General features: G+C 62.0%; 26 protein-coding genes. 11 read left to right on the top strand and 15 right to left on the bottom strand.

The annotated features are described in order from the left end of the window. Nucleotides 1–4: 4 nt before the first annotated feature. From RY831_RS13290 to RY831_RS13240, 11 genes are all read right to left on the bottom strand, one after another. Nucleotides 5–235, bottom strand: a complete 231-nt coding sequence (locus RY831_RS13290; protein WP_326506836.1) for a hypothetical protein — start codon at nt 233–235, stop codon at nt 5–7. A gap of 88 nt (nt 236–323) precedes the next feature. Further along, nucleotides 324–554, bottom strand: a complete 231-nt coding sequence (locus tag RY831_RS13285; RefSeq protein WP_326506835.1) for a hypothetical protein — start codon at nt 552–554, stop codon at nt 324–326. 148 nt (nt 555–702) lie between these two features. Further along, complete coding sequence (locus RY831_RS13280; protein ID WP_326506834.1) at nt 703–1,680, bottom strand: 2-hydroxyacid dehydrogenase; 978 nt, start codon at nt 1,678–1,680, stop codon at nt 703–705. Then, nucleotides 1,680–2,636 (bottom strand): sugar kinase, encoded by a 957-nt coding sequence (locus tag RY831_RS13275; protein ID WP_326506833.1) that lies wholly within the window; start codon nt 2,634–2,636, stop codon nt 1,680–1,682. The genes RY831_RS13280 and RY831_RS13275 overlap by 1 nt, the downstream gene beginning before the upstream one ends. Then, nucleotides 2,633–3,436 carry a sugar phosphate isomerase/epimerase family protein gene (locus tag RY831_RS13270; protein WP_326506832.1) on the bottom strand — a complete coding sequence of 268 codons (804 nt, stop codon included), beginning with the start codon at nt 3,434–3,436 and terminating at the stop codon, nt 2,633–2,635. Before RY831_RS13270 ends, RY831_RS13275 begins: the two co-directional genes overlap by 4 nt. 10 nt (nt 3,437–3,446) lie before the next feature. Then, nucleotides 3,447–4,244 carry an amino acid ABC transporter ATP-binding protein gene (locus RY831_RS13265; RefSeq protein WP_326506831.1) on the bottom strand — a complete coding sequence of 266 codons (798 nt, stop codon included), beginning with the start codon at nt 4,242–4,244 and terminating at the stop codon, nt 3,447–3,449. An 11-nt stretch (nt 4,245–4,255) separates the two neighbouring features. After that, entirely contained in the window at nt 4,256–5,068 is an 813-nt protein-coding gene (locus RY831_RS13260; RefSeq protein WP_326506830.1) for a transporter substrate-binding domain-containing protein, read from the bottom strand. A gap of 44 nt (nt 5,069–5,112) precedes the next feature. After that, nucleotides 5,113–5,766 carry an amino acid ABC transporter permease gene (locus RY831_RS13255; RefSeq protein WP_326506829.1) on the bottom strand — a complete coding sequence of 218 codons (654 nt, stop codon included), beginning with the start codon at nt 5,764–5,766 and terminating at the stop codon, nt 5,113–5,115. Next, nucleotides 5,766–6,437 (bottom strand): amino acid ABC transporter permease, encoded by a 672-nt coding sequence (locus RY831_RS13250; RefSeq protein WP_326506828.1) that lies wholly within the window; start codon nt 6,435–6,437, stop codon nt 5,766–5,768. The genes RY831_RS13255 and RY831_RS13250 overlap by 1 nt, the downstream gene beginning before the upstream one ends. 135 nt (nt 6,438–6,572) lie before the next feature. Continuing rightward, complete coding sequence (locus RY831_RS13245; protein WP_326506827.1) at nt 6,573–7,643, bottom strand: LacI family DNA-binding transcriptional regulator; 1,071 nt, start codon at nt 7,641–7,643, stop codon at nt 6,573–6,575. Between the two features lie 62 nt (nt 7,644–7,705). Further along, the gene (locus RY831_RS13240; RefSeq protein ID WP_326506826.1) at nt 7,706–8,665 is read right to left on the bottom strand and encodes a LysR family transcriptional regulator; all 960 of its coding nucleotides are present in this window, start codon (nt 8,663–8,665) and stop codon (nt 7,706–7,708) included. 124 nt (nt 8,666–8,789) lie between these two features. Here RY831_RS13240 and RY831_RS13235 point away from each other — a divergent pair, with 124 nt between their 5' ends. The 5 genes from RY831_RS13235 to RY831_RS13215 all read left to right on the top strand — a co-directional run bounded on the left by RY831_RS13235 (nt 8,790) and on the right by RY831_RS13215 (nt 14,955). Then, nucleotides 8,790–9,956: a fumarylacetoacetate hydrolase family protein gene (locus tag RY831_RS13235; protein WP_326506825.1), complete on the top strand. Its 1,167-nt coding sequence runs from the start codon at nt 8,790–8,792 to the stop codon at nt 9,954–9,956. Nucleotides 9,957–10,013: 57 nt separating this feature from the next. Beyond that, the gene (locus tag RY831_RS13230) at nt 10,014–10,583 is read left to right on the top strand and encodes a TRAP transporter small permease (protein ID WP_326506824.1); all 570 of its coding nucleotides are present in this window, start codon (nt 10,014–10,016) and stop codon (nt 10,581–10,583) included. Continuing rightward, nucleotides 10,580–11,863, top strand: coding sequence for a TRAP transporter large permease subunit (locus tag RY831_RS13225; RefSeq protein WP_326506823.1), 1,284 nt, complete (start codon nt 10,580–10,582; stop codon nt 11,861–11,863). Before RY831_RS13230 ends, RY831_RS13225 begins: the two co-directional genes overlap by 4 nt. A 135-nt stretch (nt 11,864–11,998) precedes the next feature. Beyond that, complete coding sequence (locus RY831_RS13220) at nt 11,999–13,012, top strand: TRAP transporter substrate-binding protein (protein WP_326506822.1); 1,014 nt, start codon at nt 11,999–12,001, stop codon at nt 13,010–13,012. A 134-nt stretch (nt 13,013–13,146) separates the two neighbouring features. Beyond that, nucleotides 13,147–14,955, top strand: coding sequence for an IlvD/Edd family dehydratase (locus tag RY831_RS13215; RefSeq protein WP_326506821.1), 1,809 nt, complete (start codon nt 13,147–13,149; stop codon nt 14,953–14,955). Between the two features lie 269 nt (nt 14,956–15,224). On the opposite strand, the gene RY831_RS13210 is transcribed toward RY831_RS13215, so the two are convergent. Both RY831_RS13210 and RY831_RS13205 read right to left on the bottom strand, forming a co-directional pair. Further along, nucleotides 15,225–15,653 (bottom strand): YciI family protein, encoded by a 429-nt coding sequence (locus tag RY831_RS13210; protein WP_326506820.1) that lies wholly within the window; start codon nt 15,651–15,653, stop codon nt 15,225–15,227. 166 nt (nt 15,654–15,819) lie between these two features. Then, nucleotides 15,820–16,059, bottom strand: a complete 240-nt coding sequence (locus RY831_RS13205; protein WP_326506819.1) for a DUF2798 domain-containing protein — start codon at nt 16,057–16,059, stop codon at nt 15,820–15,822. 99 nt (nt 16,060–16,158) lie between these two features. Here RY831_RS13205 and RY831_RS13200 point away from each other — a divergent pair, with 99 nt between their 5' ends. From RY831_RS13200 to RY831_RS13190, 3 genes are read left to right on the top strand one after another with little or no spacing between them, the layout of a single operon-like run. Continuing rightward, the gene (locus RY831_RS13200; RefSeq protein WP_326506818.1) at nt 16,159–16,278 is read left to right on the top strand and encodes a helix-turn-helix domain-containing protein; all 120 of its coding nucleotides are present in this window, start codon (nt 16,159–16,161) and stop codon (nt 16,276–16,278) included. 39 nt (nt 16,279–16,317) lie between these two features. Then, nucleotides 16,318–16,554, top strand: a complete 237-nt coding sequence (locus RY831_RS13195) for a LysR family transcriptional regulator (protein ID WP_326506817.1) — start codon at nt 16,318–16,320, stop codon at nt 16,552–16,554. Next, the gene (locus RY831_RS13190; protein ID WP_326506848.1) at nt 16,551–17,036 is read left to right on the top strand and encodes a substrate binding domain-containing protein; all 486 of its coding nucleotides are present in this window, start codon (nt 16,551–16,553) and stop codon (nt 17,034–17,036) included. The genes RY831_RS13195 and RY831_RS13190 overlap by 4 nt, the downstream gene beginning before the upstream one ends. Nucleotides 17,037–17,167: 131 nt before the next feature. On the opposite strand, the gene RY831_RS13185 is transcribed toward RY831_RS13190, so the two are convergent. Both RY831_RS13185 and RY831_RS13180 read right to left on the bottom strand, forming a co-directional pair. After that, complete coding sequence (locus RY831_RS13185; RefSeq protein ID WP_326506816.1) at nt 17,168–17,407, bottom strand: hypothetical protein; 240 nt, start codon at nt 17,405–17,407, stop codon at nt 17,168–17,170. Nucleotides 17,408–17,881: 474 nt separating this feature from the next. Then, nucleotides 17,882–18,301 (bottom strand): putative quinol monooxygenase, encoded by a 420-nt coding sequence (locus RY831_RS13180; protein ID WP_326506815.1) that lies wholly within the window; start codon nt 18,299–18,301, stop codon nt 17,882–17,884. A gap of 115 nt (nt 18,302–18,416) precedes the next feature. Here RY831_RS13180 and RY831_RS13175 point away from each other — a divergent pair, with 115 nt between their 5' ends. The 3 genes from RY831_RS13175 to RY831_RS13165 all read left to right on the top strand — a co-directional run bounded on the left by RY831_RS13175 (nt 18,417) and on the right by RY831_RS13165 (nt 21,665). Further along, nucleotides 18,417–19,298: an AraC family transcriptional regulator gene (locus RY831_RS13175; RefSeq protein ID WP_326506814.1), complete on the top strand. Its 882-nt coding sequence runs from the start codon at nt 18,417–18,419 to the stop codon at nt 19,296–19,298. A gap of 555 nt (nt 19,299–19,853) precedes the next feature. Next, nucleotides 19,854–20,990 (top strand): helix-turn-helix transcriptional regulator, encoded by a 1,137-nt coding sequence (locus RY831_RS13170; protein ID WP_326506813.1) that lies wholly within the window; start codon nt 19,854–19,856, stop codon nt 20,988–20,990. Between the two features lie 330 nt (nt 20,991–21,320). Further along, nucleotides 21,321–21,665, top strand: a complete 345-nt coding sequence (locus tag RY831_RS13165) for a phage protein NinX family protein (RefSeq protein WP_326506812.1) — start codon at nt 21,321–21,323, stop codon at nt 21,663–21,665. The last annotated feature ends 97 nt before the right edge of the window (nt 21,666–21,762 follow it).

The raw sequence follows: 21,762 nt of genomic DNA, 5'->3' as shown, positions 1-21,762 counted from the left end.
GGAGCTACTCGTCGGTGCCGGAAGCGCGGGTGCCGGAAGCTTTTGGGCTGGCACCCTTGATGCCGCTGTAGCGATAGATGGTGGCCGCGGGCAACATCAGCAGCAGCAGGGCAATCACTCCTGCCTTCCAGCCGGCCAGCATCCAGATGAGGGCCGAAGCGACGCAGGCAAAAACGACGATGATGAACAGGACGACTCTGAGAGCCTTGTTGTCCGATGCTTCAGTCTTGGTCATGGCAAGCGCTGGATGGGCCGGTGGAAAATGGGAGGGCAGTATGTCATGAGTGCCGCGAGAATCACACCCTGGTTCGCCCGGAATTCCCTCACGGTTTGCCGTCGTCCAGGCGCGCAAGGCCTGCATTGCACTTATGCTCATGCAGGGCGTCATCGAGCCGAAGGTATTCGTTCCGCTCCGTTTCGCTGACCGCCCCATCCCTGATTTTCCGTGCCAGCTCCTGATGGCGCTGGCGCATTGCCATCATTTCGACGCTGTCGCCGATGCGAAAGCTGCCTGGTTGCATGATGCCTTGCCCTTGCTGACTGTCGTTTGCCATCCTGCCGCTCCGCTGTTTCGTGATCGGTGACATCGAATATCGATGGCATGCCGATAATGCATAGGCAATTGCATGGGCGTTTTGTTCCTGCCGGAACGGATGACGAAACCGGTTTGCCGCCGTACTACTTTGCTACCCTGCTACCGTTCTATCCAAGCGGATAGAGCGCCGTCGGCCGTTCGCCAGCCAAGGCCTGCAGCAGGTTGGTGGTGGCCAGCTCCGCCATGCCGTGGCGTGTCTCGTGCGTGGCCGAGCCGATGTGCGGCAGCGCCGTGATGCGCGGATGCAGGCGCAGCGGCGAAGCTAGCGGCAGGGGTTCGCTTGCGAACACATCGAGCCCCGCCGCGCGCAGCTGTCCCGCGTTCAATGCGTCGAGCAGCGCGTCTTCCTGCACGATCGCGCCGCGCGCGCCATTGACCAGGATGGCTCCCGGCTTCATCGCCTGCAGCTCGCTTCGGCCGATCAGTCCGCGCGTATCCTCGGTCAGCGGCAGCGTCAGCACCACGATGTCGGAGCCGGCGAGCAAGGCCTCCATCGTCACCCGCGTCGCCTTGCCCTCCAGCCCGGGGGCTTCCGCATCGCGCCGGCCGCTGTACAGCACCCGCATGTTAAAGCCGAGCGCCGCGCGCCGCGCCACCGCCTGGCCGATGCGGCCGAAGCCGATGATGCCGAGCGTCTTGCCGTGCACGTCCCAGCCGTACAGATCCTCGCCGATGTTGCGGTCCCAGCGGCCTTCGCGCACATGCAGCGCGAGTTCGACCAGGCGCCGCGAGGTCGCCATGATCAGCGCAAAGATGGTGTCGGCGGTGGTCTCGGTCAGCACGCCGGGCGTGTGACAGAGCAGGATGCCGCGCTCGCGCAAGGCGGGCAGCGCATAATTGTCGACGCCGACCGATACGCTGGAAATGACTTCAAGGCTGGCGGCGCGTGCCAGCAGATCGGCGTCGACCGGATAGCTGGAGCCGATCAATCCATGCGCCGAAGGCAGCGCTTCGTCGAACCGGGACAGCTGCTCCGGCTTGCGCGGGTTGGCGACGGTCACGTCATGGACCGCGCGGATGCGTTCGAGCTGATCGGGCGGGAGCTCGCGGAATACCAGGACCTTCTTGCGCGGCGCGGTCGGCATCACATTCCCGCTTCCGCCAGCAGCGCCCTGGTCGGCAAGCCTTCGGTATCGCCCAGCACCTGCACCGCGCGGGCGCCTATCCAGGCGGCGCGGCGCACCGCCTGCGCCATCGGCAAGCCCTCCAGCAAGGCGGAGACGATGCCGACTGCGAAGCCATCGCCGGCGCCGACGGTGTCGATCACCTTGTCGACCGGGAAGGAAGGCGCATAGCCGCTCGCCGTTTCATCGCCCACCGCGCCGTCGAAGTAGGCGCCGTCGCTCCCGAGCTTGACGACCACCAGCTCCGCGCCACGCTCGCGGTAGAAGCGGGCAATGCCTTCGGGCGTCTGCTCGCCGGTAAGAAATCGGCCTTCCTCCAGGCCGGGCAGCACCCAATGGGCATGCGCCGCCATGCGGTTGATGCTTTCCCGCATCAGCTCCGGCGTGGCCCACAAGGTCGGCCGCAGATTGGGATCGAAGGAGACCGTGCGCCCCGCGTCGCGCATCAGCGTCATGGCCGCCAGCGCGGCTTCGCGGCAGGTATCGGAGATGGCGGCGAACACGCCGGTCGCATGCAGGTGCCGCGCCGACTGCAGCCATGGCACGTCGATATCGCCAACCGTCATCTGGCTGGCGGCCGAGCCCTTGCGATGGTATTCCACCGGCGGATCGCTGCCGTCGGTGACGCGGCCCTTGAACTGGAAGCCGGTGCGCTGCGCGGCGTCGCAGACCACGTGCGAACAGTCGATGCCTTCGCGCTGCATGGCCTTGAGCAGGTAGCGGCCCATGGAATCGGTGCCGAGGCGGCTCGCCCAGCCGACCTTGAAGCCGAGCCGCGCCAGTCCGATTGCAACATTGGTTTCCGCGCCCGCGGTGCGCTTGTGCAGGACTTCGGCATCCTCGATCGGACCGGGACGGTCCGTCACCAGCAGCAGCATCGCTTCGCCGAAAGTCACCACATCCAGAGCCTGGTTCATTGCAATGCCTCCCTGGCGGCGCCGGCGGCCATGATGGCGCGCAGGCCGCTGATTTCGGATTGCGTCACGGCGAGCAGGTCGTCGCCGGTCAGCGGATATTCGATCGCGCACGGCACGCCGCCGGGCAGGCTGCGCAGCACCGAGCGCCATGCCGCGCTCGACCGGGTCATCGGCACCGCGGCCCAGCGCTGCGACTGGTGCTGCACACCCTTGCAGTGGATGTAGGCCACCCGTGCCGCAAATACCGACGCCGCCTGCTGCGGGCATTCGCCGGTCCAATGCCAGTTGCCCATGTCGAAGGTCATCGGTAACGCCAGCCCGGCCGCATCGGCGGCGGCAAAGAATTCCCGGAGCGCGCCGAGCGTGCCGGCGGACTCGGTCTGGTCGTTCTCGATCACGAGTTCGATGGCGGATTCGCTCAAACGTCTCTTCAGCACCTGCAAGCAGGAATGCGATGCCTGGCCGAAATGCCCGATCGACATTTTCAGCCGCGAGGCGCCGAGGCGAAGGGCAATGGCGAACGCGCGGTCGAGCGCGGCGGCATCGAGCTCGCCGTTGCCGCCGAACATGCCTTCCGGGCTCGAATACACCACCCGCAGTTGCATCTCGCGCAAGCCGGCGGCAATCTCGTCGATCTCATCGGTCTGGCCTTCGCGCTGCCGCAGCAATTCTCCGCGCACCTCCACGCCGTCGGCGCCGGCCGCATGCGCAAGCCGCGCGAACCACAGCTGGCCATGGCGTCCCACCTCGGCGGCGCCGAAGGAGGACAGGGAGATGAAAACGGCGGAAGAAAGGCTCATTGTCGGAAATCTAGTGAGAGGTCAGGATCTGACCGAGGAAGTTGCGCGTCTTTTCATGCTGCGGCTGTCCGAAGAACTGCGCCGGCGGCGCCTGCTCCAGGATGCGTCCATCGGCCATGAAGATCACGCGGTCGGCGACGCTGCGTGCGAAGCCCATTTCATGCGTCACGCATAGCATGGTCATGCCGTCCTCGGCCAGGCCGACCATGGTGTCGAGCACTTCCTTCACCATCTCCGGATCGAGGGCCGAGGTCGGTTCGTCGAACAGCATCACCTTGGGTTTCATGCACAGCGCGCGCGCAATCGCAACGCGCTGCTGCTGGCCGCCGGACAGCTGGCTAGGATACTTGTTTGCCTGATCGGGAATGCGCACCCGCGTCAGGAAGTGCAGCGCGATGTCCTGCGCTTCCTGCCTGTTCATGCGTCCCGACTGCACCGGTGCCAGCGTGCAGTTTTCCAGCACCGTAAGGTGCGGAAACAGGTTGAACTGCTGAAACACCATGCCGACTTCGCGCCGCACCGCTTCCACGTTGCGCCCGCCGTCGGTGAGGTCGATGCCGTCGACCGTGATGCGGCCCTGCTGCACGGTTTCGAGCCGGTTGATGCAGCGGATCAGGGTCGACTTGCCGGAGCCGGACGGCCCGCAGATCACGATCCGTTCGCCGGCCTTCACCTGCAGGTTGACGTCGGTCAGTACCTGGAAACTGCCGTACCACTTGTTGACGCCTTCCAGGCTGATGAACGCCGCTTCCTTCCGCTCTCCCGACGCGGCATCGTCGCGGACCGCGGCGCTTGCGCTTGCTGTCATGGCCGCCCCGCTCAGCTTCCGGACATGGCGGGCATGTCGGTTTCCAGCCATTTGCGATACAGCTTGTTGAGCTCGCCGTTGGCCTTGTTGCGGGCGACGAAGTCATCCACCGCCTTCTGCAGTTCGGCCTGGCCGGGGCGCATCGCAATGCCCATCACCTGCTGGCGCAGCACGAACTTGTTTTCGAAGGTATTGGCAGGAACGCGCTTCTCGATCTGCGCGGCCACCGTGGTCGAGCAGCCGATTGCATCCACCTGGCCCGACATCAGCGCCTGCATCGCCGACGCATCGTCGTCGAAGCGGCGGATCTCGGTACCTTCCGGTGCCACGGCGGTCAGGGCGATGTCCTGCGTGCTGGCGCGGGCAACGCCCACGCGCACGCCCTTGAGTTCGGGCGCAGCCTTCACGTTGGCTTTCTTGCTGCCATAGACTACGATGGTGGCCGCCGCATAAGGCTGCGAGAACTGCACCTGCTTCGCGCGCTCCGGCGTCACCGCCAGCGAAGCCACCAGCACATCGACCTTGTTGGTTAGCAGGAAGGGAATGCGGTTGGGGCCGGTGACCGGCACCAGCTTCACATTGACGCCGAGGTCCTTGGCCAGCAGGCGGGCCACGTCGGCGTCGTAGCCGTCGGGCTGGTTGCTGCTGCTCATGATGCCGTAGGGCGGGAAGTCTACCAGCATGCCGACCGTCAGTTCACCCTTCTTTTTGATGTCGGCCACCGTCTGCGCCGAAGCGGCTGTTGCGCTCATGCCGATAGCGGCGGCAACGCCGAGGGCAAGCATTGATGAAGTTGCGAGGCGGCGTTTGAAAAAATCAGTCATGGCTAGTCTCCTGTGGTCGTCGGTTGTCGTTCTGTGAAAATTCGCTAGCGCGCCAGCGCGGCATTGCGGCGGCGCTCCATGTGCCCGGCCAGCAGCGACAGCGGCCAGCAGAGCATGAAATAAATGGCGGCCACCACGCTGAACACGATCAGCGGCTGGAAGGTCGCGTTGTTGATGATCTGCCCGGCGCGCGTGACCTCGGTGAAGCCGATGATCGCTGCCAGCGAAGTGCCCTTGATGATCTGCACCATGTAACCCACCGTCGGCGGCAGCGCGATCTTGAAGGCTTGCGGCAGGATTACCTTCATCATGCGCGACCTGTAGGACAGGTTGAGCGCTTCGGCCGCTTCCCACTGGCCGCGCGGAATCGCTTCGATGCAGCCGCGCCAGATCTCGCCGAGGAAGGCGCTGGTGTTGAGGATCAGGGCGATGCCTGCCGCCACCCAGGGATTGACGTCGAGCCCGAGAATGGGCGCGCCGAAAAACACCAGGAACAGCTGCAGCAGCAGCGGCGTGCCCTGGAACACGAGGATGAATGCGCGCGCCGCGTTGCGCAGCAGGGGCAGGTCCGAAGTGCGGCTGAGCGCGATGGCGAGGCCGCCGATCGCGCCGCCGATGAAGGCGATCAGCGACAGCGCTATTGTCCACTGCGCCGCTTCGAGAATGAACCAGAGGTCGCCGATGCCGAAGGTTCTCATCACCGGCGCTCCGGATAGCTCAGCCAGCGGCCGGAAATGAGCCTGAACAGCGCCGAGAACGCCAGTGACAGCAGCAGGTAGATCACGGCCACCACGATATAGATCTCGAAGCTGCGGAAGGTCTGCGACTGCAGATTGGCGGCCACCGAGGTCAGGTCGTCGGCCGAGATCGCCGACACCACGCTGGAACTCAGCATCAGCAGGATGAACTGGCTGGTCAGCGCCGGAAATATCGCGCGCAGCGCCGGCTTGAGGATAATGAAACGGAAGATCTGGAGCCGGTTCAGGCTGAGAGCCAGTCCGGCTTCGATCTGCCCCTTCGGTATCGATTCGATGCCGGCGCGGATGATCTCGGTCGCATAGGCGCCGAGATTGACCACCATCGCCGTCAGCGCCGCGGTATGCGCGGACCAGCGCAATCCCAGCGCGGGCAGGGCGAAGAAGAAAAAGAACAGCTGCACCAGGAAGGGGGTGTTGCGGATGATCTCGATATAGGCATTGATGAGCCAGCGCAGCGGCGCCGGACCCTCGGTCTTGCCCCAGGCACAGACGATGGCCACCACCAGCCCGATCGCCATCGCCAGGAAAGAGAGCTGGACCGTCACCCAGACGCCTTTCAGCAGCAGCGGCCATGCGGCCAGCACGTCTCCGAATTGAAATGTGTAATTCACGATGCTCCCGGCGTGATGCGTTGGCTCACAAGAGGCTGTTCGATGGGCTCTGCGATGGAGCTTTGAAAATCATTCTACTGAAACCGGTTTCAAAGATCAAGAAACCGGTTTCATAAATCTTGTGCGAAAGCTGTTTCATTCCTGCATCGTCGATCCGCGCGCGGTGAGCCTGCCGGATAACAGGATCTGGCGCGGCGGCAGGTTGAAGCCTTCGATGCGTTCGATCAGGCAGCGTGCCGCCATGCGGCCGAGTTCGTCGGTCGGCTGGGCGATGGTCGTGATTCCGGGGCCGATCAGCGGCGCCCATTCCGCATCGTCGAAACCGATCAGGCCGAGGTCCTTGCCAAGCTGCAACCCGAGGCGGGCCGCGACGGCAGCCACGCGCAGCGTCATCACCGCATTGCCGGTGATAATGGCCGGTCGGCGCGAGCGGCGCGTGCCCGGTCCCGGCTTGACCAACCTGCGCAGCGCCTGCTCCAGCGCCTCGGCATCGTCCTCGGCATTCTCGTGGCTGGCGCCGTTCACTTTCGACGTGCGGCCCGCGATGCAATTGCGAAAGGCCGTCTCGCGTTCGATGCGGGAGCTGACGTTGGACAGCGGCTGGGTCACGAACAGCAGTTCGCGGTAGCCGGCCTCGACCAGGTGATCCACCGCCATGGCCATGGCGCTGGCATTGTCCAGTGATACGAAATCTTCCTGCATGTCGGCATGGCGCCGGTCCACCAGCACGGCCGGTTTGCCGTAGTGATCAGGCTTGCGTGACTTGCTCGGCATGTAGCCCGAGGTATTCAGGATGAAGCCTTCCACCTGGTAGGAGGACAGCGCGGCGATGGCTTCCTGTTCGCGCTCGCGGTCGTTGCTGATATTGAACAGGATCACCAGGTAGCCCGCTTCGCGGCAGGCGGTCTCGACGCCGCGCAGCACCGCGACCGAATACGGATTGGCCACGTCGGCGACCACCAGCCCGATCAAGCCGGACTTGCCGCGCTTGAGCGACTGTGCCATCGGGCTGGGCGTGTAGCGCAGGCTGGCGATGGCGGATTCCACCCGGCTGGCGATGTCGGCGGAAAGCAGCTTGTCCCCGTGATTGAGGAAGCGCGATACCGTTGCCTTGGAGACGCCGGCTTCCCGGGCGACGTCCGCGATCGTGGCCTTGGCTGCCGGCGCCTTTTGCTCCGGGGTACGCTGAATGGACTTGGGTGGCATATGGATTCGGTAAGCGGACTCTGAAGGCAGATATCGTTGAAACCGGTTTCAGAATCCTATCATCAAGCACCGGACGGCGCCATGCCTCCGTAATGATCCTGCGCGGCCGCTCTCAGGAAACCCAGCAGTTCGGCCGCGGTCGGCGACAGCAGGTGGCCGCGCCGGGTGATGATGCCGAACGAGTCCATGGTGTACGACAGCTGCAGCGGCAGGATGCGCAGATCGCTGCCGGCGCAGTGCCGTGCCGCCTCCGTCGGCAGGATGGCGAGCATGTCGGTGCGCTGCACGAGCGCGGCCAGGGTTTGCAGCTCCACGGTTTCCACCAGGCGCCTGGGCGGGCTCAGATCCTGCTCGCGGAACAGCATGTCGAAGCGGTGGCGCAGCCGGCCGCCGGGCGGGGGAACCACCCAGGCCGCTTCTGCCAGGGTCTGCCACGACAGCTTGCGCCGCCTTTGCAGGGGATGGTCGCGCCGGGCGACGAAGCAGATGGCTTCCTGGTCGACCAGCGTCTCGTAGTCGTAGTTGGTCTTGTCGCCGTCGACCACGAAGCGCCCGATCATGATGTCGAGTTCGCCCTGCGCCAGCCGCGGAAACAGCACGTCGCTGGATTCGACCACCACCGAGACCCGCGCCATCCGGTCTTCGCGGTAGAACGCTTCAATTGCCCTGGGAACGATGCTGATGGCCGGCGCCATGATGGAGCCCACGGTCACCCGGCCCGAACGGCCTGATTTCCAGTCCGCGATTTCATCCCAGGCGGTGTTGAGCCCGCGCAGCACCATGCGAGCATGGCGCACCATGGTTTCGCCGTACCAGGTCGCCTGCATGCCGCGCGGCAGCCGTTCGAACAATGCCACGCCCAGCACCTCCTCGATTTCGCGCAGCAGCTTGGACGACGCCGGCTGCGTCATGCCCAGCATTTCAGCCGCCTTGTTGATGCTCTTGTGATCGTAGATGGCGACGATCAGCCATAACTGCCTGGTCTTGAGGCGGTTGCGCACGAACCAGTGGGGTGTCTCCATGAGTGTCTCTCCGGGTATATCGATAATGGCATAGGTGCGGCATGATTTTTCATTGGAATTATATGGTTGCCGCGCCTAAGATTCGCTGAATAAGCAAAGAATCAACAAAAATTTTGGAGACGACGTGATCGATGCAAATGCCAGCCGCTGCCTGCCCGACGACCTGGAGCAGGCCCTTCTTGTAGGACGCATATGGGATACGGATAGGGGCGGCCCCGGCGTGGTTGCCGTGCGCAACGGCATGATGCATGACATCACATCGACCGTTTCTACGGTCTCCGACCTGCTGGAAGCCGACGATCCGGCGACGCTCGCCCGCACCGCCGCCGGTACCGGGCTGGGACCGGTACAGGCATTCATGCAGCGCAGCATCGAAGCCGGTGCAACCCGTCCTTCGCTGCTGGCACCCTGCGACCTTCAGGCGATCAAGGCGTGCGGCGTAACTTTCGCGGTCAGCCTGCTGGAGCGGGTCATCGAGGAACAGGCGCGCGGCAAGGCCGAGGATGCGCCGAGGATTCGCGAGACCATCACCGCGCTGGTCGGGACCGACCTGTCGCAGGTACGGCCCGGATCGGACGCGGCCAACCGGCTCAAGGCATTGCTGATGGAGCGCGGCGCCTGGTCGCAGTACATGGAAGTCGGGCTCGGTCCGGATGCCGAAGTCTTCACCAAGTCGCAGCCGATGTCGGCAGTCGGCTTTGGAGCGGCGGTCGGGCTGGCGCAGGAGTCGCACTGGAACAACCCCGAGCCGGAAGTCGTACTCGCGGTGAACAGCCGCGGCAAGGTGGTGGGCGCCACGCTCGGGAATGACGTCAACCTGCGCGATATCGAAGGCCGCAGCGCCCTGCTGCTCGGCAAGGCCAAGGACAACAACGGTTCCTGCGCGATCGGCCCATTCATCCGCCTGTTCGACGACGGCTTCGACATCGATGCCGTGCGCCAGGCCGAACTGTCGCTGCGCATCGAGGGCGCCGACGACGGCTTCGTGCTGCAGGGCAGCAGCCGCATGAGCGAAATCAGCCGCGACCCGCTGGACCTGGTCGCCCAGACCTGGGGCCGTCACCACCAGTATCCCGACGGCTTCATGCTATTCCTCGGCACCATGTTTTCGCCGATCCAGGACCGGGATGCCCCCGGCGCCGGCTTCACCCACCACCTGGGCGACGTCGTCACGATCTCCACGCCGCGCCTCGGCGCGCTGGTCAACACCGTGCAGCTGTCCACCGAGATTCCGCCCTGGACCTTCGGCGTGCGCGCACTATATCGTTACCTTGCAGGACGCCAGCGATGACTATGACCGTCCCCGCAGTTCATCTGCATGTTTTCCTGCATCGAGCCGGGAGCCGCTATGAATGAACGATGGAACTGGGCGCGGCGGGCAGTCGAGGCGCTGCTCGCCCTGATGCTGTTCGTGATGTGCGTCCTGACATTCGGCAATGTCGTGCTGCGCTACGGCTTCAATTCCGGCATTTCATCATCGGATGAAATCGCACGCTTGCTGCTGGTATGGCTGACCTTCATCGGCGCCGTGCTGGCAATGTACGAGGGAGCTCACCTCGGTGTCGATACCATCGTCCGGCGTGCGCCATCGGGAATGAAAAAAATGCTGTTCCTCGCCAGCAATGCGCTCATGCTGATCTGCTGCGTGGTGCTAGCCATCGGCAGTTGGAACCAGGTTGTCATCAACCGCACCATCCTGGCGCCGGTAACCGGCTATCCGATTGCATGGATGTATGCGGCCGGCCTGTTCGCAGCCGTCGGCATGGGCCTCGCGGTGCTGCGCAATTTGTGGCGACTCGTCACCGGCCGACTGGCGGGAGACGAAATGCTGCAGGTGGCAGACAGCGAGGAAGAAGCGCATGTCGCGCAGGAGGCAAAAGCCCCGCTTCCCCAAGGTGCACCGGGGAGAGCCACTTGACGCTGCTGGTCTTTCTCGGTTCGCTGATGGGCGCCATGGGCCTGGGCATGCCGATCGCGTTCGCGCTCATCGTCTGCTCGCTCGCGCTGATGCTGCAGATCGGCAATTTCGATTCGCAGATCGTGGCCCAGTCCACGGTCAACGGCGCCGATTCGTTCATTCTGATGGCCGTGCCTTTCTTCATGCTGGCCGGCGAATTCATGAATGCCGGCGGACTGTCGCGTCGCATCGTCAACCTGGCTTCCGCGCTGGTTGGCCACCTGCGCGGCGGGCTTGGCTACGTCGCGGTGTTCGCGGCCATCATCATGGCCAGCCTGTCGGGTTCGGCGGTGGCCGATACCGCCGCGCTGGCGGCATTGCTGATTCCCATGATGCGCGACGCCAAGTATCCCATTGGCCGCTCCGCCGGCCTCATCGCTTCGGGCGGCATCATCGCCCCGGTGATTCCGCCGTCGATGGGCTTCATCGTTTTCGGCGTGGCTGCCCAGGTATCGATCACCAAGCTTTTCCTGGCCGGCATCGTGCCCGGCGTGCTGATGGGTCTGGCGCTGGTCATCGCCTGGTGGGCCGTCTGCCGCAAAGACCCGCTCGCGACCCGGCCGCGCGCCAGCGGCGCTGAAATGCTCAAGGCGCTGCGCGACGGCATCTGGGCGCTGGTGCTGCCCTTCATCATCATCGGCGGGCTCAAATTCGGCATCTTCACGCCGACCGAAGCCGCGGTGGTGGTCGCTTTCTACGCATGGTTCATCGGTGCCGTGGTTTACCGCGAGCTCACGTTCCCGCTGATCTACCGCAGCTTCGTCAACGCCGCCAGGATGACCGCGATCATCATGTTCCTGGTGGCGGCTGCCATGGTGTCGGCCTGGCTGATCGCCGTGGCCGACATACCGGCGCAGGTGCAGGCACTGGCCGCGCCGTTCATCGATTCGCCGAAGCTGCTGATGCTGGTGCTGATGTTCGTCGTAGTACTGGTCGGCACCGCGCTCGACTTCGTGCCGACGGTGCTGATCCTGACGCCGGTGCTGATGCCCATCGTGAAATCGGCGGGCATCGATCCGGTCTACTTCGGCGTGCTGTTCATCATGAACAATGCGATCGGCCTGCTCACGCCGCCGGTCGGCACCGTGCTCAATGTGGTTTGCGGCGTGGCCAAGATTCCGATGGAGTCGGTGATCAAGGGCGTATGGCCTTTCCTGCTGGCGCAGCTGTTTTTGCTCGGCCTGCTGATTGCCGTGCCGGAGATCGTGACGATGCCATTGCGCTGGCTGACGATGCGCTGAAGGTACCGAATGTCAGGAAAACACCTTCTCCTTCAAAGGAGACGTAGCAGGGATCTTGCAACGCACGCGTCACGCCCGCAGATCCCGAATTGAATTCAGGTGGCAATACGAAGCACATCAAAACCAGGAGACAACATGAAACTCAAGCAAAGCCTTTCCGTCCTGACCGCAGCGCTGCTGCTCGTCGGCGCCGCCCATGCGCAGCAGGCCAAGGAGCGCGTCATCCGCGTCGGCATCGGCCTCAACGACGAGCATCCGCAGGCCACCGCGGTGCGCAAGTTCGGCGACTTGCTCAAGCAGCAGTCGGGCGGCAAGATCACCGTGCGCCTGTATCCGTCCGGCCAGCTCGGCAACGACGTCACCATGACTTCGGCGCTGCAGGGCGGCACGCTCGACATGACCATTCCCGATACCTCGACCCTTGTCAGCCACGTGAAGGATTTCGGCGTCATCAACCTGCCGTTCAGCATCGCCAATGAAAAAGAAGCCGATGAATTGCTCGACGGGCCTTTCGGCGAAAAGATCCTCGCCAAGCTACCTGAGAAGGGCCTGATCGGCCTTGGCTTCTGGGAAAATGGCTTCCGCCACGTGACCAATTCCCGCAAGCCGATCCGCAAGGTCGATGACTTCGCCGGCCTCAAGCTGCGCGTGATTCCCAACCCGCTGTTCGTCGAAACCTTCAAGGCGATGGGCGTCAACGGCATTCCCATGCCTTTTCCGGAAGTCTTCAGCGCGATGGAAACCCGCACCGTCGATGGCCAGGAAAACCCGGTGGCCACCATCCTCGCATCCAAGTTCTATGAAGTGCAGCAGCACCTGGTGCTGTCCAAGCACATCTATTCCGCCTGGGTCCTGCTGATGAGCAAGAAGACCTGGGACGGCCTGTCGCCCGAAGAACAGAAGATGGTGACTACCGCCGCGCAGGAAGCCAAGCTGTTCGAGCGCAAGACCATCCGCGAATTCTCGACGAACGCGGTCAACGAACTGAAGAAGAACGGCATGACCGTGACCGAGCTGCCGGCATCCGAAGTCGATGCGCTGCGTGCCAAGGTGCAGCCGGTGACCGCCCGATTCTCCAATGAATTCGGCAGCGCGGCGGCCAGCGAAATGCAGGCCGAACTCACCAAGATCCGCGGCAAGGTCAAGTAAGCCGGTCAAGAGCGGGACCGATGCCGGTTCCGCAATGCCGATTCCGGCGCGCCCACGGTCGTCAGTCATCACCGTTGGCGCATGCCGCCGGAATCGGCACAAGGTTCACCATCCCATCCATCCAGGACAATCCAATGAACAAAGACGATGAGAAGCACGGCGCGCAGCCGGGAGCGCGGCTGCGCAGCCGCCGCTGGTTCGACGACCCCGCCGACCCCGGCATGACGGCGCTGTATATCGAGCGCTACATGAACTACGGCATCACCCGCGAAGAGCTGCAATCGGGCAAGCCCATCATCGGCATCGCCCAGACCGGCTCCGACCTGTCGCCGTGCAACCGCCATCACCTGCAGCTGGCGTCGCGGGTGCGCGACGGCATCCGCGACGCCGGCGGGATTCCGCTCGAGTTTCCGATGCACCCGATCCAGGAAACCGGCAAGCGCCCGACCGCGGCGCTGGACCGCAACCTGGCCTATCTCGGACTGGTGGAAGTGCTGCACGGCTATCCGATCGACGGCGTGGTGCTCACCACTGGCTGCGACAAGACCACGCCGGCCTGCCTGATGGGCGCGGCCACCGTCAACATCCCGGCCATCGTGCTGTCCGGCGGGCCGATGCTCGACGGCTGGTGGAAAGGCAAGCTGGCCGGTTCCGGCACCGTGATCTGGGATGCGCGCAAGCGGCTCGCGGCGGAAGAGATCGACTATTCGCAATTCATGGACATGGTGGCGTCATCGGCGCCATCGATCGGCCATTGCAACACCATGGGCACCGCGCTGTCGATGAACTCGCTGGCCGAAGCGCTCGGCATGTCGCTGCCCGGCTGCGCCGCGATCCCCGCGCCGCACCGCGAGCGCGGATGGATGGCCTATGAAACGGGACGCCGCATCGTCGGCATGGTGCATGAAAACCTGCGGCCGTCGGACATCATGACCAAGCAGGCGTTCGAAAATGCGGTCGTCGCGGCGGCCGCGCTCGGCGCGTCGTCCAACTGCCCGGTCCACATGGTGGCGATCGCCCGCCACATGGGCGTCGAACACTCGCTGGAAGACTGGCAGCGGCTGGGCGCGGAAGTGCCGCTGCTGGTCGACTGCCAGCCGGCGGGACGCTTCCTCGGCGAAGCCTTCCATCGCGCCGGCGGCGTGCCGGCGGTAATGAAGGAATTGCTCGATGCCGGCCGCCTGCGCGGCGACGTCATCACCGTCACCGGGCGCACGCTCGCCGAGGATCTCGCCGCCGTCAGGGAGGAACCCGACCGCAACGTCGTGCGCCGCTACGACAATCCGCTGAAGGAAGCCGCGGGCTTCGTGGTGTTGTCGGGCAACCTGTTCGACAGCGCGGTGATGAAAATCAGCGTGATCGACGAAGAGTTCAGGAAGCGTTTCCTGTCCGATCCCGAACATCCCGACTGCTTCGATGTGAAAGCCGTGGTGTTCGAAGGCCCGGAAGACTACCATGCGCGCCTGGACGACCCGGCGCTGGAAATCGACGAGCGTTCCATCCTCGTGATCCGCAACTGCGGCCCGGTCGGCTATCCCGGCGGCGCTGAAGTGGTCAACATGCAGCCTCCGGCCGCGCTGCTCAAGGAAGGCGTCACGACACTTCCCACCATGGGCGACGGCCGGCAGAGCGGCACTTCGGCCAGCCCTTCCATCCTGAACGTATCGCCGGAAGCAGCGGTGGGCGGCGGCCTTGCCCTGCTCAAGACGGGGGACACGCTGCGCATCGACCTGAGGCAGCGCAGCGTCAACCTGCTGGTGCCGAGCGAGGAACTGGAACAGCGTCGCAGCAACTGGGTGCCGCCCAAGCTCGACAACAAGACGCCGTGGGAGGAAATCTACCGCAGCATGGTGGGGCAGAACGGCAGCGGCGCCTGCCTGGAGCCGGCAGTGAATTACCTCAACATCATTGAACTGCGCGGCGAGTCGCGGCACAACCACTAGAGCGCTTTCGGCTAGGCCGGTCAAGCCGAAAGCGCTCTAGCGAGGCGGGTTGTCTGCGAGGCAGGGAGAGCAGGGCGGTGCATCGCCCTCCCTGCCGGCCTGTCCGGAGTTGCGGAAAGTGCCTCGCGCGCCTCCGCTACCTGCGCTGCCATTCTTATCCCCATTCCGCTATCCTGGCCATATCCGGCCATTCGTGGACGGCAGCTTCCTAGGGACTATGCGCGGTTCCACGACGACTCCAGACCGCCTTGGCGCCTCGACAGGAGGCGTCATTCGCGCTGCTTGATGGCGGCCAGCTGTTCACGGATGATGCGTTCGGCATCTTCGGGTGGAAGGTCAATGCCGCCCATCAGCGGGCGCACCTCGATGCAACAGGGTTGACCAGGGAACGGCGCCGGAAAGCGCCGCGCCCATGCCATCGCTTCGTCGTGTGATCGCACCTCGATCAGGGTGTAGCCGGCAATCAGCTCCTTGGCCTCGGCAAAGGGGCCGTCTATGACGCGCACCTGACCGGCGGCATCATACTGCACGCGAAATCCCTGACTGCTGGGCTGCAGCCCAGCACCATCGAGCAGCACGCCGGCCTTGGCCATTTCGTCGTGGAAGGCCATCATGCGCGGGACCAGAGTAGGGTCATCGGGGAAGTCGCCAGCCTCGCTCGTTGGGGTGGCGCGAACCTGGATCATGTAACGGGGCATGGAAGTCTCCTGAAAATGGTTACCCTACACGACGAATAACGGCGGTGCATTTCGACAGATCTCTCAAGCTTTTGTGGTGCACACTCCGGATGGCCGCTTTGCGGCAGCAAAGCAAGTCCTTTTGCGCCTCACCTTACTATGCACTCGATCCATACGCCGTCAAGAGTTAAGCATTGCGCCCGTCTCCCGGAAGCAGCCGCTGGGTCACGCGCTGCAATAGCGGCCCGAACAAAAAGGCGATCAGGAAGGCGGCTGGCCAAGCCATCAGGAAGGCTCGACCCCATTGCAGTGCAAAGTCGGGGCGCATTCCAAGGTTGATGTAGGTTACCCAGCAGGTCATGAAAACCGACATGACCAGTGACATCAGCAAACCGAAAACGAGTCGAAATCGGAAGGGATTCTTCACTTCTTTTCCTTTCTTGACGGGATGAGGCCACAAGTTTATATGGTGCCAAAACCACGAACAAGGCGCGATCTTTAAAACTTAAATTCCAAATTTGAAATCATGCTCGATGATCTTTATCTGTTTGTGACGATAGTCGAGGAGGGTGGTCCGAGCGCGGCGGCCCATAAACTGAAGCTGCCCGGAGCAACTGTCACCCGCCGCCTGCGCAACCTCGAGTAACAACTTGGGTGTCGTCTGCTCAACCGAAGTGCGCGGCGCATGCAGGTCACCGCGGAGAGTGCGCAGTATTACGAACAGTGCCGCCCCCTGGTTCATGCCCTGCGGCAAACCATACAACGGCTCGAAGCCACTTTTGGCAGTGTGACAGGCTGCATCAGGGTGCCGGCCGCGGTTAGTTTTGGCAGCGGAATCCTGACCAATGCATGGGAGAGCTTCCTGCATGAATATCCCGAGGTGCAGATTGAACTCAAACTTTCAAATGAAGTGGAAGTCTGATTGGAAGCGGCGCGGACCCCGCAATCCGTATCGGTTCCCTGACCGACTCGTCTCTCAATCAGCGACGGCTGGGACGTGTAGTCTCGGTGCTCGTTGCCTCGCCGGATTACTTGGCACGGTCCGCGCCCGTGGAAAATCCGGACGCCCTTCAATCTCACTCATTGAGTGTTGCGGATCCGTTTCAGCAATGGGAACTCCGCAATCCACCGACTGGCGCAAGGTTTGTTCTGCAGGCGGCTGCTCGTTTTCGGGCAAGCAATGAAATGAATGTCGCGGTCGCCATGGCTAAGTCGGGAATTGGAATTCTCTATTGTCCGATCACCCAATGCCAGCGAGAGCTGGACCAGGGTAAACTGGCGCGCCTCCTGCCCGAATGGGTGGCGCCGGCACGTGACATATATGCAGTCTGGTCGCAGCAACGGTTCCTGCCTGCCCGCATGCGTGCCTTGCTCTCAAAGGCGTTCCAAACATACGATAGCTGAAGCCACTTAGAAAAATCTGCGTTTTTACACACTCTGGGCCAGGAGCTGACATCTATCCCACTTCAAGGTTGCTGTTCAAATTCCATGGGTTCGGCATCGTCATCTGAATATCGGCCGACTATTCGTTGCCATCATGGGAAGGTCAAGTCTAAACCGAGCATCCTGGCAAGGGCGAAGGTGACGAGCACCAGGCCCAAGAGCGATAGCACGAAGACTGCGGCCACCTTGCCTCCCGCGAGTAGCACCGTCGCCCCCTCGTTCTCCTTCCCCTTCTTCCCTTGATCGTAATGCCACTTGATGGCGAAGAACATGCCCGTGCCTAACGCGAGCATCTTGAAAGCAAAGGCGACTATTGGGAACCAATCCACCATATTGAATATTTCCAGGCTATTACTTGACACTATCTATCGTGAGGACCACTACCTCAACACGCTGCTTCAGCAGCTTCATTTTTGTTCAAACCAACGAAGCCAATTGCCTGAGTATTTTTCTCATTAACATCAGTTGTTATTTTTTGCAACGGACAAGTTCATCACGAACGAGGACGGAACTAAGTCCCTTTATGTATATGGCGTAGGCTCAGACGCGATTTACCCGACCAATATGGTCGAGTGCCATCCGAGGATTGGGTCGATGCACGTTCTGAGGCATTCTACTTAAAAGCACCACTCATACATTGAGACAAAATGTCCTAGTTGAAAATCATGCAAGTTGAGAATTAGCCCATCTGGTTGCCGCGACTGGCCGTACACGGCGGGTCGCGTTTTTTCCAGATTGCGGCTGCGTTGCAGGCGGCTAACTGCTGCCTGCTGCCAGCTGCCGGATGCAGGTTCCATGCTGTCTTATCAGAGTGGATGGAGATGAGAAAAGGAGTCCTTGCTCATCAGCACGTCGACACGGTGCACCTTTGCCGCATCGGCTAGGATCGCGTTCATACGCTCGCGGTCGCGGAAAATGTCTCCGCCGCCACCCTCTACATGTGCCTGGCGCCCCGCCAGATCGGGAAATGCTTCGAAAATGGCGAAGCTGGACTGTGAAAACCGGAAGGCGAACCACGGGCCCGTGGCAGGCTCGTCCTCGACGCAAGCCCGAATGTCACGCAGCATCTGTATTACGGCATCCTCCTGGCCCGGGCGGGCCTCGATCTGGATAAAGAATGCCTTGCGGCCTTCAGCTCCTTGTTCTCCAAGTACCTCCACGCCGCGATGAGTTGCGTGGATAATTTCCGGTGCAGGGCAGTGCGAATTAATTGGCGGGTGGGTCATCTGTGAGTCTCCTGGTTGAATGCGAGTAGTATCTTGCTCGGATTCCCTTGACCTATGCTCGAACGTCGATATTTCTTGCCTAATCGTCTGAACTTGTTGGCGTGCGTAGAAGGAGATGTTTAAATTCACCATGGTCGACGAACTGAAACATGCCCTTCTTCGCTACACGCGTGCCCACTCCCAAGTGGACGGTGTGACAGCCACATCTGTCCGAGGCTTTTACCTGTTCCAGCGTACGACACCAAGCGAGGTGGAGCACACCGTGGTGAATCCGTTGGTATGCTTGGTACTGCAGGGGCGCAAGCAGGTCTCGTTAAGCAGCGGTGTTTCGTCATACGCGGCTGGGGAGACTTTGATCGTGACCGGCAATGTGCCGACTGCCAGTCGCATCAGTCAGGCCAGCGCTGCCAGTCCCTATCTAGCGCTGGCTCTCGACTTGGATCCAAACGTGATTACGGATCTAGTGTTGAGCGAGCACGTAGCATCTTCATCACAGGCCGCGCACGACACCAGCGGCGATCTGTGCGATGCCCTACGCCGGCTGGTGATGCTGCTGGACCGCCCGGAATCGCTGGCAGTGCTCAAGAATGGCCTGATCAGGGAGATTCATCATTGGTTGCTGCTGGGCCGCCAAGGACACGCAGTCCGCAACCTAGGCCTGCCCGATAGCCATGTGAGGCGCATTGCACGGGCTGTCGCGATCCTGCGTGCGGACTACGCCCAGCCGGTGCATATTGAGCGCCTTGCGGCGGCAGCTGGTATGAGCCGAGCAGCATTCCATCAACACTTCCGTGCTATCACATCGCTGTCCCCATTGCAGTTCCAGAAGCAGCTAAGGTTGATAGAAGCACGACGGTTGATCTTGTCCAAAGGCAAACTCTTGAGCCAGGTCGCTTTCGAAGTGGGATACGAAAGCACCTCGCAGTTCAGCCGGGAGTACACCAGAATGTTCGGCCGGTCACCGGTAAAAGATAAACAGACGGTATCTGAACGGTAGAGATTCGCCGGCACAAACGGATAGCCTGCTGTCATGTGGTGTAGGCGACACCTTCAGTGTCCCCTGAAGACCACCGATCTCGCGCAGGAGTGTCGGTTGTGGGTCGGCTGCTGTCCTCACGTCCGAATGGTACCAAAGACCGCTTTCTGGCCAACCTCTGCCATTGGTTTCTGGAATCGTGTCGTTGTGCCGCGCACCCTCATCTTGTTCCAACCGTCCTTGCTCAAGCAGTACTGCCCTCGAGTCCGAACGCGGGCATAAGCTCGATAATTCTAAGGCAGCAATCAGTTAAGCCCGCATTGGTTAACTTCGTAAATTCCATTATTTATCGCATGAGCCAAGTTATGGCGCGGACATTTCTTCCATTCATCCCGAACGTTACTTGGGGTGCGTTACTTTTTACGCAAGCCGGTTTCATCCAGTCAACAGGAACTCTCTGCAGGTACCGGCGCATCCGGCTGAAATCCCGATCGTTTTATCTACATCAAAGACTTGTATCTACGCTCACGTACCTTCATCAAGCATGCGGTTCAACTGCGCTGGAAGGGAAATCGTATGGGCACATCGGAAAGAGTCAGTCCGGACCAGGTAATTAGCACCTTCTACGATGCGGCCCTGGATCCGTCGCTCTGGCAATCCGGATTAACCCGGTTCGCCTCATTGATGGACTCGCAAGGCTCCATCCTGATGCTGGCGGATCCAGGCAGAGCCGGCGCAGAAATCGCATTCAATGTCGGATATTCGGAAGAAGTCGTCAGCGCATACAACGATTACTACAACACCCTGGATCCCTTGGTCGGCGTGGTGCCTTATTCCCAGGTAGGCTGCTGGACCGCGGACGCAAACGGCAAGGCGTGGCCCGACCAGAAGAACGCACGCGAATACCATAACGACCTCCTGCGCAAGCACGACATAGGCGGCATCCTAGCATCATTGGCCGTCAGGGAAGACAGGCTCGTCGCCACCATTTCCGTCCAGCGTTTCGGGCTCGGGAACAGTTATCGGGATGACGACCATCTGGCGGCACGGGAGGTCATGCCTCATCTGCAACGTGCGATCAGATTGCATTTTCGCATGCAGGAGCTGCAGATTCCCGCTCGTATTGCACAGGCGGCACTGGATCATGTGGCGGCGCCGATGCTGGCCGTGGATGGCGCCTGCAATCTCCTGTTCGCAAATAGGGCCGCAGAGCGGCTGTTGTCTCGGCAATGCGGAATTGTCGTGCGCTTCGGCAAAGTCTCGACCTGCTCGCGTGCGCTGGAAGTTCAACAGGCCATTGCACAGGCCGCCAGCACGACGGCAAGCCGCGGCAGCGCGTACAGTCTCGATTCAGGTTCCGACGACGCCATGCATCTTCTGGTTTTGCCAATGCCCTTGAGACTGGCCGCTGCCCATTTCAATGAAAGGCCGATGGCGCTCATCGTTGTTCATGAAACGGGAAGATCCTGCGCCGGCGTGGAATCGTCTCTTCGCGATCTGTATGGTCTGACGCCGATGGAAGCGCGGATCGGGTGCATGCTTGCCGATGGACTTTCAACGCAGGAGATCGCAGACGAGCAGTCGATCTCCATGTCTACGTTGAGAACGCATCTGAAGTCGGTATTCAGCAAAACGGGGCTGCGCCGCCAGGCCGCCCTGACGCAGATGATCGCGACCCTCGCAAGTATTGGCTCCTCTTCGGAGTACCATTAGAGCGGTTTCACCCTGACCTGCCTGCCGATCCCGGACAGAATGCCCGCCGGCACTGCGTTGCGACTTCTTGCCATGGCTAGGCCATGTCGCGTCCTCACGCCTTGTTCCAGCGGCAGTCTGCCTCGGCCTCGACTAGGGCCGGTCAGGGCGAAAACGCACTAGTTCGGCGACCTATCCGGCTGTGCGGCACTGTTTCCGGCAAACAGCCGGCGCGCTTGCCGGCGCCGGATTTCTTTCGGCACGACAAGCGATGAACCATATCCCGCAGGCCATGGTCAGATTTTCATTGCATAATCAAAACTTCACCCTCACGAAAATACAAGGACCGCGATGAAAGTCATTGATCTTGAGAACTCGCAGCTCGATCACTGGGTTGCGAAGGCGGAAGGCATCGAAGTGAAGTACACCCATACCGGGGAGTTCTGGCGCGTCATGGATGAACCGACGGAAATCCAGTGGATTCCTCACAAGGACTGGACGCAGGGCGGGCCGATCATCGAACGCGAAGGCATCGGCTTCTACCGCGCGCCCAGCCCCGACCAGCCCGACTACGGTGACGAAATCTGGGTCGCGTCGGATGCGCGCGATACCTTCACTTACCGGGGCAGCACGCCGCTGATCGCCGCGATGCGGGTGTATGTCGCGAGCAAGTTCGGAGAGGACCTGCCGGACTAGGCCAAACTCCGGGAACCTTTGCCGGCCAATGTATCAAAACGTACGCGGGGCCCTTCTCTAACCCGTTAAATAATCAGGGTGGCGCTATCTGCTACCC

The sequence above is a fragment of the Noviherbaspirillum album genome, assembly GCF_035916955.1.
GTDB classification, from domain to species: domain Bacteria; phylum Pseudomonadota; class Gammaproteobacteria; order Burkholderiales; family Burkholderiaceae_D; genus Noviherbaspirillum; species Noviherbaspirillum album.
The sequence above is the reverse complement of the archived record's forward strand: the minus strand, read 5'-3'. Positions and strand labels throughout refer to the sequence as shown.